Here is a 13,296-nt window from a genome sequence, read left to right as displayed (position 1 = left end):
CCCGGCCGGGGCCCGGCCATCCGCGGGCGGCCGGCCGGCCGGCCCGGCCCGGGAGGGCCGGACCGCCGCCGGGGCCTCGCGGTCACTCCCCCCGTGATTCCTCCTGGGCCCATGTGCTGGGAGTGATGGCGTCCGCCGCCTCGCCCCGGTTCTCGTCGCCGCGGGCGGGGTCCGTGGGGCGGCTCTCGGCGCGGGCGGTCTCGTGGAGGACCTCCTCCAGGGCCGTCCGGGGACGCTCGTCGTGGTTCTCCGGCTCGGACATGACTGTCTCCTTTCCGTCTTCGGCGGCCAGGCTCTGCGCCGCGTCAGTTGGCGGCACCTGCGACGCGCAGGGGCACCGGGTCGGGGGGCGGGGGTTCCTCGGAGCGCCGGGTGGTCTCCGCCCACCAGGCCGGGCCGTCCTCGATGCGCCGCAGCAGGACTCCCTCGCGGATCGCCCACGGGCAGAGGGTGACCGCGCCGAGGCCGGTCAGCTTCATCACGGTGTGGCCGACCATCGCCCCGGCCAGGCTCTGCGCCGCGCGCGGCGCGGAGATACCGGGCAGGCGGGAGCGCTCGGCGGCGGGCAGGGCGGCCAGCCGGCCGACCGCGTCCCGCAGGTCGGCTCGGCGCAGCACCCGCTCCACGAACGGCCCGTGCCGTCCCGGCGGCGCCCCGCACAGCCGTCCCAGCTGCTGGAAGGTGCGTGAGGTGGCCACCGCGGAACGCGGGCCCTCCCAGCGGATCCGGGCGGCCACGTCCCGCAGCTGGTGGCGGACCTTGCGCCGCAGGGCGCGCAGCCGCTCCGCCGAGGGAGGGTCCTCGTCCGCGAAGTACTCGCGGGTCAGCCGCCCCGCCCCGAGCGGCAGCGAGGCCACGAAGTCCGGCAGCCGGCCGCGCCCGAAGGCGACCTCGAGCGAGCCGCCGCCGATGTCCAGCACCGCCAGCGGCCCGGCCTGCCAGCCCAGCCAGCGCCGGGCGGCGAGGAAGGTCAGCTCGGCCTCGACCTCGCCCGGCAGGGTGCACAGGTCGACACCCGTGCCCGTGCGGACGGCCCGGAGGACCTCCGTACGGTTCGGCGCCGCGCGCACCACGGCGGTGGCGAAGGCCAGTGGCCCCGCCGCCCCCCATCTGGCGGCGGTCCGGTTCGCCGCGGTCACCGCCTCCACCAACCGCTCCACGGCCGCGTCGGGGATGTCGCCCCCGGGCCCGGTCTGCTCCGAGAGCCGCAGCCGCCACTTGGCGGTGTGCACCGGCAGCGGCACCCCGCCGTCCGCGTCCGCCACCATCAGCCGCACCGTGTTCGAGCCCACGTCCACCACACTGATCCGCATGGTCTGCACGTACCCACTGCGGCCGTCCCATGCCCTTCGTCCCGCGCGGGAGCGAACGCATACGGCCACCGCCGTGCGCCCGAGGGGCCGCCGTCTCCCTGCGGACGGCGGCCCCTCGGGCGGAACCGGTCACCCTCACATGTGGACGACCGGTGCGGCGTCCGTGTCCTGCTGCGGCACCCCGCGGCGGAAGACGAGGACGCCGATCAGCGCGCCCGCGACGAAGAACCCGGCCGACCACCAGAAGGCGGTGGTGTAGCTCTCGATGGTCGCCTGTGCCTGGACCAGCTTGCTGGTGGCGTCCCGGCCGGTCAGGTAGTCGGTCGCGGCGCTCGCCGCGAGGGTGTTCAGCAGCGCCGTGCCGATCGAGCCGCCCACCTGCTGCATGGCGTTGACCGTCGCGGAGGCGACGCCCGCGTCCCCGGCCGCCACCCCGCCGGTGGCCAGTTGCATGGCGGGCGGCATGACCAGGCCGAGCCCGATGCCGGTCACGATCAGCTGCGGCAGCACCGCGCTCAGGTAGTGCGAGCCGGTCCCGATGCCGGTCAGCCAGGCCATGCCGGCCGCGGCGATCGCGAAGCCCAGCGGGACGACCGTCTTCGGCCCGATCCGCGGCACCAGGACGGTCGTACCGATCTGTGCCGCCACCATCAGCGCGCCGACCATCGGCAGGAAGGCCACGCCGGTCTTCGTGGGGCTGAAGCCCAGGTTCAGCTGGAGGTAGTAGGTCAGGAAGAGGAAGACGCCGAACATACCCGCGCCCGAGATCAGCACGGCGACGAAGGAGGCCGCGCGGTTGCGGTCGGTCAGGATGCGCAGCGGCAGCAGCGGGTGCGCGGCCCGGGTCTGCCACCAGGCGAAGGCCGCCAGGAGCAGTCCGCCCGCGATCAGGAAGCCCCAGGTCAGCGGGGAGCCCCAGTCGTGGGTCTCGGCGTTGGAGAAGCCGTACACCAGGGAGAAGAGGCCCACGGCGACCAGGATCGTGCCCGGCACGTCGAGCTTGGAGTTGGCCGCGTCCCGGTGGTTGGCCAGCAGGACCTGACCGCCGGCGAAGGCGAACACCGCGATGGCCACGTTGACGTACAGGGTCCAGCGCCAGTCGAGCGCGTCGGTCAGCACACCGCCGAGCAGCAGGCCCACCGCGCCGCCGGCGCCCGCGATGGCGCCGTACACGCTGAACGCCCGGGCCCGCTCCCGGGCGTCGGTGAACGTGGTGTTGAGCAGCGACAGCGCGGCCGGGGCGAGGAGCGCGCCGAAGACGCCCTGCAGCGCGCGTGCCGTCACCAGCATGGTGAAGCCGTTCGCCGCGCCGCCGAGCGCGGAGACGGCCGCGAAGCCGACGACGCCGGTGAGGAAGGCCGTCTTGCGGCCGAACAGGTCCGCGATGCGGCCGCCGAGCAGCAGCAGCGAGGCGAAGGCCAGCGCGTACGCGGTCACGACCCACTGCCGGTTGCCGTCGGAGAAACCGAGGTCCGCCTGGGCCGAGGGCAGGGCGATGTTCACGATGGTGGCGTCGAGGACCACCATCAGCTGCGCGAGGGCGACGACCGCGAGGATCCACCACCGCTTCGGCGAGGCGGGCGCCGCCTCCGCTGCGCCCGGCCGGGCCTCGTCGTAGAGGGTCTTCTCTGACATCGGGGCTGCACTCCAGGGAAGTCGTTCGGGGCTTCGGGTGAAGCATCGTTAAACGAAACGGTTTCGTACACCGATCGAGCCTGAGGCTAGACCACTTTCTGCGGAACGGCAAAGTTTCGCTTCAGTGGTGGAGCCGCTCCCGCGCCCTTCCCGCGCCCGGGGCGCTCAGGCCAGCTGCCGCCGCACCAGCTCGTGCAGCCGGCCGCCGGTGTCCGCGAGGAGTTCGGCGGGCGGCCCCTGCTGGATGACCTTGCCGTCCTCCATCACGACCACCCGGTCCGCGTCCAGCACCGTGGACAGCCGGTGGGCGATGACGATCCGGGTGGCGTTGAGCTTGCGCGTGCTGTCGATGACCGTGCGCTGGGTGTCGTTGTCCAGGGCGCTGGTCGCCTCGTCGAAGAACAGGATCCGTGGGCGGCGGATCAGCGCCTGGGCGATCATCAGGCGCTGCCGCTGCCCTCCGGAGATCGCGCCGCTGCCCGAGACGATCGTGTGCAGCCCCATCGGCATGCGCTGGATGTCCTCCGCGAGCCCGGCCAGTTCCGCCGCGGCCATCGCCTCCTCCGGCGTGTACGGCTCGGTGCCGCAGATGACGTCCAGGATCGAGCCGGTGAACGGCTGGGCGTGCTGGAGCACCACCCCGCACTGCCGCCGTACGGCCGACTGGTCGAGGGCGGCGAGGTCCTGGCCGTCGTACAGCACGCTCCCGGAGACCGGCTTGTCGAAGCCGATGAGCAGCCTCAGCAGCGTGGACTTGCCGCAGCCGCTGGGCCCGACGACCGCCACGAACTCGCCCGGCCGGACCTCGAACGACACGTCGTCCAGGACCAGCGGACCGTCGTCGGCGTACCGGAAGGACAGCCGCCGTGCCTCGACGGCCCCCGACAGCGGCCCCGGCCGGGTGCTCGCGGCGCGCACCTCGGGGGCCGCCTCCAGCACCGGCTTGATCTCCTCGAACAGCGGCAGCGCGGCCACCGCCGAGACGAAGGCACCGGTCAGCTGGGTGACCGAGGTGAGCAGCATGGTCACCGAGGTGTTGAAGGTGAGGAAGGCGGCCGCCGACATCGCGCCCCTGGCCGGTCCCGCCAGCAGCATGAACATCAGCAGCGTGCACACCGGGAGGTACACCGCGCCCAGCACCGTGGTGAGGTTCTTGATGCGTCCCACCCTCTGCTGCAGCTCGCGGCTGCGCGCGAACTCGCCGGCCCAGGCCGCGTACGCGTAGTTCTCCGCCGCCGCCACCCGCAGCTTCGGCAGACCGCGCAGGGTCTGGAACGCCTGGTTGTTCAGCTTGTTGCCGAGCACCACCAGACGCCGCTGCCAGCGCACCTGCCACAGGCCGAGCCCCAGGAACACGGCGCCGATGACCACGAGCATGCCGATCGCCGCCATCGCCATCGGCGCGCTGTACCAGAACAGCAGGCCGAGGTTCATCGCGCCGACGGTCACCGACTGCGCGACCACCGGGCCGACGCCCGCGAGCAGCCGGCGGATCGCGCTGATGCCCATGGCCGCGCTGGCCAGTTCGCCGGTCGAGCGCCGGGTGAAGAACTTCGTCGGCAGCCGCAGCAGCCGGTCCCAGACGGCCGGCTGGAGAGTGGCCTCGATCCGGCCCTCGAGCCGGAGGATGGTCAGGTTCTCCAGCAGCATGAACGCGGCCGCCACCACACTGCTGATCATCACCGCCAGGCAGACCCGCACGATCAGCCCCTGCCGGGCCTCGGGCACGTACTCGCCGAGCACCTTGCCGGTGGCGATCGGCACCAGCGCGCCGATGACCACGGTCACCAGCCCGGCGAGCAGCAGGTTCACCAGGTCACCGCGGGTGCCGCGCATGCAGAACCGGAGCAGGCCGAGCGGGCCGAGGCCACGCTCGGGCAGCGGTCGGTAGAACATCACCGCGCGCGGCTCGAACTCCTCGGCGTTCGCCTTCTCGACCGGCGTCTCCCGCCCGGTCGCCGGATGCACCGCCACATAGCCGCCGCGCCGCCACAGCAGCGCCACCGGCGCCCCCGACAGGGCCCGGTGACCCACCAGCGGCCCGACGTTCTCCCGCCACCAGTGCCCGTCCAGCCGCACGGCCCTGGTGCGCACCCGGGACGCCAGGGCCACCTGTTCCACCGGGTCGAGCCGGTCCCCGCCGGTGCCGCTCTGCGCGGGCTCGGCGAGGGTGATCCCGGCGGCCCGCGCGACCAGCTTGCAGGCCGCGTAGCCGGCGTCGGCGTCGGCGGTCGTGATCCGCTTGGCCGAGGGCCTGCCGATGGACGCGAGCAGGGTGCGGTCAGCCTGCGCGCGGACCGCCTCACCGGCCTTGATCCCGGCCGCGGTGCGCGTGGCGTGGGTGCGCTCCACCTGCTCGATCCACCGGTCGAGGGTGGTCAGCAGCCGGTACTGCTGGTCGACCATGCTCTGCCACACGGCAGGGTCCATCAGCAGGTCGGCGGCGGCCTCCGCGCCGTACAGCGACCCGTACTGCACGCTGCCCGGCGGCACCTGCATCCAGAAGACGTCCTCGTCGTCCCCCACGCTCGAATCCGCTCGCGCGGGGGCACCCCCGTCCCCGGACGCCGGGTCGCCCGCCATCGGCGCCTGGAACAGCACGGACAGGCTGCGGCCGACGCCGAGCGCGAGGGCGTGCTCCAGCGGGCTGGTCGTCGGCGGAACGTACTGGGGGTTGCCGTACTCGTCGTACGACCAGGTCTGGGTGGACGCGGGCTGGTACAGCTCACGCAGCCCGATCCGGTGCACCACGCAGTCGCGCAACGGGCGGGCGACCAGGGTGTGCTGCGGTCCGGGCACCGGGCCGAGCAGCAGCGAGCCCGCCTCCAGGCGGCCGAGGTGGTGCCAGTGGCCCTGCTGCGCGGCGTCCACCGCGAACAGGTCCACGGCACCCGCCGCGACCAGCCACAGGACCTGCGGCCCCTCCAGATCCAGCCGGTTCAGGCCGGTGCAGTCCACGGGCGTGCCCAGCGCGCCGAGCGCGCCGAGTACGAGGTCCCCTTCGGGTACGGACGTCATCTCACCGCTCCCTGACCAGCGCGGCGTACGCACCGCCGCGCGCCACCAGCTCGGCGTGCCGCCCGCGTTCGACGACCGTGCCGTGCTGGAGCACGACGATCTCGTCGCTGTCGCGCACGGTGCTCAGCCGGTGGGCGATCACCACACAGGCGCAGCCGCGCCGCCGCAGGTTGTCCATCACGATCTGCTCGGTCTCCGCGTCCAGCGCGCTGGTCACCTCGTCCAGGACGAGGATGCTGGGCCGCCGCACCAGCGCCCGCGCGATCTCCAGGCGCTGCCGCTGCCCGCCGGAGAAGTTCCGGCCGTCCTGCTCGACCTTGCTGTGGACGCCGCCCGGCCGGCGCATGACCACGTCGTACAGGGCGGCGTCCTTCAGGGCCTCCACCACGGCCTCGTCCGGGACCGACGGGTCCCACAGGGCCACGTTGTCGCGGACCGAGCCCTCGAAGAGGAACACGTCCTGGTCGACGAAGGAGACGGAGGCCGCGAGCGCGCCGCGCGGGATGTCCGCCAGACGCTGCCCGTCGATGCGGATCACGCCCTCCCAGGGCGTGTACAGCCCGGAGATCAGCCGGGAGACGGTCGACTTGCCGCTGCCCGAGCCGCCGACCAGCGCGACCTGCTGCCCGGGTCCCACGGTGAGGTCGAAGCCGGTGAGCAGGGGCTTGTCGAGGGGACTGTAGCCGAACGCGACGTTCTCCAGCTCCACGTGCCCGTGCAGGCGCCGGGCGGAGTCGCCGCCGCCCGGGCGGGCGTAGAGCGGGTCGGCCTGGAAGTTCTCGACGTCCTTCAGACGGGCCACGTCGGCGGCGAAGTCCTGGATGCGGCCCGCGACGCCGTTGAGCCGGGTCAGCGGGGCGGTGAAGCGGGTGACCAGCGCCTGGAAGGCGACCAGCAGGCCGACCGAGATGTGGCCCTCCACGGCCCGCATCCCGCCGATCCAGAGGATCAGCGCGCTGTTGAGGGTGGCGAGCGTCGGGGCCACCACGCCCAGCCAGGCGCTGGGCACGCCGAGCCGCTGCTGCTCCTCCAGCGTGGTGGCGTGCTGGCCGGCCCACTTGCGGAAGTAGCCGTCCTCGCCGCCGGTCGCCTTCATCGTCTCGATCAGCTGCAGCCCGGTGTAGGCGGTGTTCGTCAGCCGCGCGGTGTCCGCACGCAGCTTCGCCGTACGGGTGGCGCGCAGCCGTACGACGAACCGCATCGCGACCACGTTGAGCAGCGCCACGCCGATACCGACGAACGTCAGCTGCGGGTCGTAGGTGTACAGCAGCACCGCGTACAGCACGACCACGACCGCGTCCACGCCGGCCGCCGCCAGGTCGCGGGCCAGGGTCTCGGCGACCTGGTCGTTGGACTGCAGGCGCTGCACCAGGTCGGCCGGGCTGCGCTGGGCGAAGAAGGTCACCGGCAGTCGCAGCAGATGGCGCAGGAAGCGGGCGCTGGAGAGGGTGGAGGAGACGATCCGGCCGTGCAGCAGATTGGCCTGCTGCAACCAGGTCAGCACCACCGTCAGCAGCACGCACCCGCCCATCGACGCGAACAGCACGCCGAGCAGCGAGGACTGACCGCCGATCAGGAACATGTCGATGTAGGTGCGGCTCAGCGCGGGGACCGCCGCGCCGACCGCCACCAGCAGCAGGCTCGCCAGCACGGCCGCGGGCAGCGTGCCCGCGGTGCCGCGGAGCCGGGCCGGCATCGCACCGAGGACGCCGGGCCGGCGCCCGCCCGTCACGAAGTCCTCGCCCGGTTCCAGCACCAGGACGACACCGGTGAAGCTCCCGTCGAACTCCTCCATGGGGACGAAGCGGCGGCCCTTGGCGGGGTCGTTGACGTACACCCCGCGGCGGCCGAAGCGGCGGCCCATGCCGTCGTAGACGACGTAGTGGTTGAACTCCCAGAACAGGATGGCGGGTGCGGCCACCTCGGCGAGGGCGGCCAGGTCCATCTGCATGCCCTTGGCGGTCAGGCCGTAACCGCGCGCCGCCTTCAGCAGGTTGCTGGCGCGCGAGCCGTCGCGGGAGACACCGCAGGCGATGCGCAGCTCCTCCAGCGGGACGTGGCGGCCGTAGTGGCCGAGGACCATGGCGAGGGAGGCCGCACCGCACTCGACGGCCTCCATCTGGAGCACGGTGGGGGTGCGGACGGCCCGGCCCCGGCTCTTGGGGACCGTGCGCCGGGGCGGGGCGGCCCGGCGTCTGCCGCGGGTTTCCTGGGCGGTGGTCACGGGAGCAGCCAATCGACGGGACGCTGGTCGGCCAGCCGGATCGATCCCGTGGCCAGGGTCATGGAGTCGAGCCGGTACGGCGGCCCCTCGGCGGAACTCCACCGGTAACCGCTCCTGGTGCCCGGGGACCTGTCCAGCGCGACGAGCACGGCCACCGGCCGTCCCTTCCCGGTGAACTGCTCGCCCAGCTGGGTGTCGCCGAGGAACGCGGCGATCGACTGGGCGGACTGGGCGGTGCGGTCCACCGACTTCACATGGCCGCGCAGCACCCCGTACTCCTGCGTGGACACCGACGACACGGTCAGGTCGACGGGGGCGTGCGCGGGGATCGAGGCGGCGTTCTCGGCGGCGACGTACACCGTCGCGTACAGCGGGTCGGAGGTATGGGCGACCTTCTCGACGGCGGCGACGTTCGCGCCGGTCCGGATGATCTGCCCGATGGTGGCGGCGAGGGCGGTGACCCGGCCGGCGGCGACCGTGCGGACGACCGATTCGCCCCGGGCCGTACGGACCTTCAGGACGGGCGCGTCGGCCGGCAGCCGTTCGCCCTGCTGGGCGAGGACGGCGGTGACCTGGCCCGCGACCGGGCTCTGCAGGACGTAACTGCCCTCGGCGTGCGTGAGGATGGCGGGCGCGCCGACGGTGGAGGCGACCGAACCGGTCACCGCCCAGACGGAGGCGGCCGCCATGGCGAGGACCGAGACCGACAGCGCGAGCCAGCCCTGGGGGCGGGCCAGCCGCACCGGAAGGTCCAGCTCCTCCGGCGACTGGAGCTTGGCGAGGGCCTGTTGGCGGAACTGCACGGGACTATCCCTCACCTGTGGGACGGGACTGTGACGGCAGCGCTGAGACCCGGAGCCAGGGGGTGGCTCCGGGACTCAGCGGCAACGAGGTGCGATCAGAGACCGGCGACCAGGTGGGTGACCGGCTGGGTGTTCAGGCCGGTGACACCCTCGACCGTGCCGACGACGGTGCCGACCAGGCCGGAGACCGGGGCGATGCCGTTCACGGCGCCCGTGACGGTGTTCAGGGCGTTCACGGAAAGGCCGCCGGAGACGTTGTCGAGCTCGGCGTCGGAGATCTCGACGGTCTCGACCTGGGGGGTGGAGTTCATGGTGGAACTTCCCTTCATATGGATATTCACAAGGGGGAGAGCGGCCCCCTCTGGGGACAGATGGACGGCCGCGACCGCGGGCGCCGGACGCCCGTTCCGGAAGCCCTGAGCGGCCCCCGCGGTGCGATGGATCAAAGCACGCCCGTGGCTCGCGGTTCCAATCAACCAGCCCTCTCACCTGCGGACTTGAGTCTCAGTCGGTCCCGTCCGTGCAGGTGTGCGCACGGCTTGTCGGCGACACCTTCACATGGTGCGCGGGATCGGCGCGTGCCGCCCCTTGCCCCGGCCGCGGCGAATCCGGCACTCCGCGCCAATGCGATAACCGGGGGCGCGCGCTTGTGCAGATCCCCCGCGCGCCGTGACCCGCTTGGGCAATCGGTGTGCAGATTCCCTGAAGCAGGGATTCCGCTCAGAGTCGTCGACGGAACGTTCCAGGGATGTCGCTGAGCGTGTTCGGCCCGGGAGGGCGTACACAGGGCCGCGTGGTCCTCGCCCACCGCCTCGACGGTGGGCCCGAGTTCGAGGACCCAGGGGGACCGTTCCCGGCGCCGCGCGGCGCCGCGCGGCACCGGCCGGCGGCACGCCGGAACCGGCCGGGTCCGGCCGATTCACCGTCGCGCAAAGGTTTTTGGCAAACGCAATTGAACGCGCCCCGCACCCCGTGCGTACCAACAGCCAACCAGGCGCCCACGATCGACTGCCCCACAGCGGCAGACCCCCCGTTCCCAGGAGGTCGAGTAGTTTGAGTCACAAGCGAATGCCGAAGCGCAAGGCCGCGATAGCGGTGGGCGGCGTGGCGGCGCTCGGAGCGGCGGCCTTCCTGCTGCCGATGGCCAACGCGTCCCAGGACGGCGCCTCGGGCGACACCTCCGCCGCGGGCCCCAGGGTCCTGAAGGCGTCGGACGCCTCGGACCTCTCTTCGCAGTTGCAGAAGCTGCTCGGTGACGCCCTCGCCGGCTCCTACTACGACAGCACCAGCAAGCAGCTCGTCGTCAACGTGGTCAGCGGCGACAACAACGTGATCGCGCAGGCGGAGAAGGCGGGCGCGAAGGTCCGCCAGGTGCAGAACAGCACGGCGGAACTCCAGGCCGCGGCGAAGACCCTGAAGGCCAAGGCGACCGTCCCGGGCACCGCCTGGGCGGTCGACCCCAGGACGAACAAGGTCGTGGTCACCGCCGACAGCACGGTCACCGGCGCACAGTGGAACCGGGTGGAGTCCACGGTCAAGAGCCTCGGCTCCGGCATGGCGACGCTCAAGAAGTCCGCGGGCACCTTCAAGCCGCTCGTCTCCGGCGGCGACGCCATCTTCTCCCAGGTGCAGAACGGCACCGTCCGCTGCTCCCTCGGCTTCAACGTCACCGCCTCCGACGGCAGCCCCGCGTTCCTGACGGCCGGTCACTGCGGTGTCGCGGCCAAGGACTGGTCAGACTCCGAGACGGGCCAGCCCGTCGCCACCGTCGACCAGGCCACGTTCCCGGGCGAGGGCGACTTCTCACTCGTGAAGTACAACGACGCCCAGACCCAGGCGCCCAGTGAGGTCAACGCGGGCAACGGCCAGACGGTCCCGATCACGCAGGCCCAGGAGGCCACGGTCGGCGAGACGGTGTTCCGGATGGGTTCGACCACCGGTCTGCACAACGGCCAGGTGACCGGCCTCGACGCGACCGTCAACTTCCAGAGCGAGACCGACCCCAATGGCGTCGACACCGTCAACGGCCTGATCCAGACCAACGTCTGCGCCGAGGCCGGCGACAGCGGCGGCTCCCTGTTCACCCAGGACGGCGGCGCGGTCGGCCTGACCTCCGGTGGCAGTGGCGACTGCACCAACGGCGGCGAGACCTTCTTCCAGCCGGTCACCACCGCCCTCCAGGCCACCGGCGCCACCCTCGGCGACTCCGGCGCGGGTGCGGGTGCGGGCGACCAGTCCGCCGGCGCCGACCCGTCCGCGTCCGCGGGCGACCAGTCCGGTGCGGACGCCGACCCGTCCGCGACGGCGGGTGACCAGAGTGGCGCCGACCAGTCCGGCATGGGCGGCCAGTCCGGCACGGGCGCCGGCGACGGCTCGTCCCTCACCGGATCCAACTGACCGGTCCTCACCCAGGCCCACCGACCCGGCCTCACCCAGCGGTTCCGGCCGGCGGTGGACGGACGGCCCGGCCCTCCGGCGGGAGGGCCGGGCCGCGTCGTTCCGCTCGCCCCGCGCACGGCGCGCCATGGCTTCCTCGCCGCCCGCCCGGACCAGCCGCCGCCCGCGCACCGCGCCGGCGGCGGCCGGGTTCTGTCCGGACGGCTGCCCGTCGGACACACCGACCCCCTCCTCGCCCGGCCGCGCGTCGCGTTGCCCCGGCGGGGGCCCTGCCTACCCCGATCACCCCGGACCATGCCCCCACAGTCGATGCGCGGCGCGGTGTGCGAGCGCCGTGAGTGCGCCCCCGCGCATCCCGATGGCCGGTTCTTCGCGCCCGAGAGGTGTCACGGCCGCCAACAATGGGGCACGCGCTCAACACCTGGACGAAGTAGGACGAGCCGAAGGGGCGGCAGTGATCGGAGTGGTTCTGGTGCACGACGCGTGTCTGGTGCGATCGGTCCTGGCGGAGTGGCTGCGCGGGGAACCCGACATTCGGGTGGACGACACGTCGTGGCGCGGGGCGTCCGCACGGGTGCGGTCTTTAAGACCGGACGTGTGCGCGGTGGATCTGGAATACGCCGACGGCTTCGGCGTACCTCCCCTGGGCGACCTGTGCCCGCGGGGCGCGGGTTCCGTGCCGCCGCGCCTGCTGGTGCTGGCCGGTAAGAACCGGCCCGGGCTGCTGAGACGGGCGGTCGAGGCGGGGGCGCTCGGCTATGTCGACAAGGAGGGGTCACCGGAGAGACTCGTGCGCGCGATACGGCGTGTCGCTGAGGGGGAACGTTTCGTCGACGACTCGCTGGGCTTCGGGTTCCTCAAGGCCGCTCAGATGCCGCTGACGCGCCGGGAGCTGAGCGTGCTGTCGCTGGCGGCCGGGGGGGCCTCCATCGCGGAGATCGCCGGGAGCCTGCACCTGTCCCACGGGACCGTGCGCAACTACATGGCGGCGATCACCCGCAAGACGGGGGCGCGCAACCGGATCGACGCGATCCGTATCTCAAGGGGGGAGGGCTGGCTGTGACGGCCCGGCGGCCGACGCGGGGGTCCAGCCGCCGACCAGGTCCCGGTACAGGGGAGAGGCCGCGAGCAGCTCGTCATGGGTGCCGTGTGCCGTGCGGCGGCCGTCGAGCACCAGGATCCGGTCCGCGCGGCGCGCGGAGCTGATGCGGTGGGCGACGACCACCAGGGAGCCGCCGGGGCGCTCGGCGAACGCCCGCTCCGCGCGCGCCTCCGCCTGCGGGTCCAGGTGACAGGTCGCCTCGTCCAGCAGCGCGAGCGGAGCCCGGGACAGATACGCCCGGGTCAGTGCGATCAGCTGGCGCTCGCCCGCGGACAGCGCCGCCGGCTCCACCGGCGCGCCGGGTCCACCGAGGGTCTCCAGCACCGGCGTGAGCCCCACCGCTTCGGCGGCCGCCAGCAGTTCCTCCTCCGGCACCGGGTCCGCGCGCAGGTGCCCGAGGTTCTCGGCGAGGGTGCCGGTGTGGACGTACGCCTCCTGCGGGATCAGCACCCGCCGCGCGGCCGCCTCCTCGCTCGGCACCGGGTGCCCGTACACCCGGACCGCCCCGCTCCCCGGCTCCAGCAGTCCCGCGACCAGCGCGGTCAGCGTCGACTTCCCGATCCCGCTGGGCCCCACGACGGCGAGGTGCCCCCCGTCCGGCACCGCGAGCTCCAGGCCGTCGACCACGGGCTCACTGGCGGGCCCGTAGGCGAAGGTGACGCAGGCGAGGACGAGGGCGTCCGGCGCCGTGACCGGGACGGGCGGGGGAGCCGGCTGCCCGTGCGAGCCGTACCCCCTCCACGACCTGGGCCTTGGCCCCCGGCCCACCCGCTCACCGGGGCGAGCGACTCCGTCGCCTCGGCC

10 protein-coding genes are annotated in these 13,296 nt (G+C 73.2%); 2 read left to right on the top strand and 8 right to left on the bottom strand.

The features are described 5' to 3' along the window. Positions 1–82: 82 nt before the first annotated feature. The 7 genes from ABZX30_RS36385 to ABZX30_RS36355 form a co-directional block, all read right to left on the bottom strand. Entirely contained in the window at positions 83–262 is a 180-nt protein-coding gene (locus ABZX30_RS36385) for a hypothetical protein (RefSeq protein WP_355942224.1), read from the bottom strand. A gap of 43 nt (positions 263–305) precedes the next feature. Continuing rightward, complete coding sequence (locus ABZX30_RS36380) at positions 306–1,313, bottom strand: Ppx/GppA family phosphatase (RefSeq protein ID WP_355942221.1); 1,008 nt, start codon at positions 1,311–1,313, stop codon at positions 306–308. A gap of 135 nt (positions 1,314–1,448) precedes the next feature. Beyond that, positions 1,449–2,948, bottom strand: coding sequence for an MFS transporter (locus tag ABZX30_RS36375; protein ID WP_355942218.1), 1,500 nt, complete (start codon positions 2,946–2,948; stop codon positions 1,449–1,451). A gap of 165 nt (positions 2,949–3,113) precedes the next feature. Further along, positions 3,114–5,966, bottom strand: a complete 2,853-nt coding sequence (locus ABZX30_RS36370; RefSeq protein ID WP_355942215.1) for an NHLP bacteriocin export ABC transporter permease/ATPase subunit — start codon at positions 5,964–5,966, stop codon at positions 3,114–3,116. Position 5,967: 1 nt separating this feature from the next. Next, complete coding sequence (locus tag ABZX30_RS36365; RefSeq protein WP_355942212.1) at positions 5,968–8,190, bottom strand: NHLP family bacteriocin export ABC transporter peptidase/permease/ATPase subunit; 2,223 nt, start codon at positions 8,188–8,190, stop codon at positions 5,968–5,970. Further along, positions 8,187–8,993 (bottom strand): HlyD family efflux transporter periplasmic adaptor subunit, encoded by an 807-nt coding sequence (locus tag ABZX30_RS36360; RefSeq protein WP_355942209.1) that lies wholly within the window; start codon positions 8,991–8,993, stop codon positions 8,187–8,189. The genes ABZX30_RS36365 and ABZX30_RS36360 overlap by 4 nt, the downstream gene beginning before the upstream one ends. A gap of 95 nt (positions 8,994–9,088) precedes the next feature. Then, a complete protein-coding gene (locus ABZX30_RS36355) occupies positions 9,089–9,304 on the bottom strand; it encodes a type A2 lantipeptide (protein ID WP_355942206.1) in 216 nt (71 codons plus the stop codon). Positions 9,305–10,046: 742 nt separating this feature from the next. Between ABZX30_RS36355 and ABZX30_RS36350 the strand changes: the two genes are divergently transcribed. Both ABZX30_RS36350 and ABZX30_RS36345 read left to right on the top strand, forming a co-directional pair. Next, positions 10,047–11,390: a S1 family peptidase gene (locus ABZX30_RS36350; RefSeq protein WP_355942203.1), complete on the top strand. Its 1,344-nt coding sequence runs from the start codon at positions 10,047–10,049 to the stop codon at positions 11,388–11,390. 454 nt (positions 11,391–11,844) lie between these two features. Then, complete coding sequence (locus ABZX30_RS36345) at positions 11,845–12,453, top strand: response regulator transcription factor (RefSeq protein WP_355942200.1); 609 nt, start codon at positions 11,845–11,847, stop codon at positions 12,451–12,453. On the opposite strand, the gene ABZX30_RS36340 is transcribed toward ABZX30_RS36345, so the two are convergent. Beyond that, the coding region (locus ABZX30_RS36340) for an ABC transporter ATP-binding protein (protein ID WP_355942197.1) at positions 12,430–13,296 on the bottom strand (867 nt) is incomplete at its 5' end. The genes ABZX30_RS36345 and ABZX30_RS36340 overlap by 24 nt on opposite strands.

The organism is Streptomyces sp. NPDC004542 (assembly GCF_040610035.1).
Lineage (GTDB): Bacteria > Actinomycetota > Actinomycetes > Streptomycetales > Streptomycetaceae > Streptomyces.
The sequence above is the reverse complement of the archived record's forward strand: the minus strand, read 5'-3'. Positions and strand labels throughout refer to the sequence as shown.

Coding starts and splice junctions, on each gene's coding strand:
- ABZX30_RS36385 (WP_355942224.1), bottom strand. CDS start 262: ATGTCCGAGCCGGAGAACCACGACGAGCGTCCCCGGACGGCCCTGGAG.
- ABZX30_RS36380 (WP_355942221.1), bottom strand. CDS start 1,313: ATGCGGATCAGTGTGGTGGACGTGGGCTCGAACACGGTGCGGCTGATG.
- ABZX30_RS36375 (WP_355942218.1), bottom strand. CDS start 2,948: ATGTCAGAGAAGACCCTCTACGACGAGGCCCGGCCGGGCGCAGCGGAG.
- ABZX30_RS36370 (WP_355942215.1), bottom strand. CDS start 5,966: ATGACGTCCGTACCCGAAGGGGACCTCGTACTCGGCGCGCTCGGCGCG.
- ABZX30_RS36355 (WP_355942206.1), bottom strand. CDS start 9,304: ATGAACTCCACCCCCCAGGTCGAGACCGTCGAGATCTCCGACGCCGAG.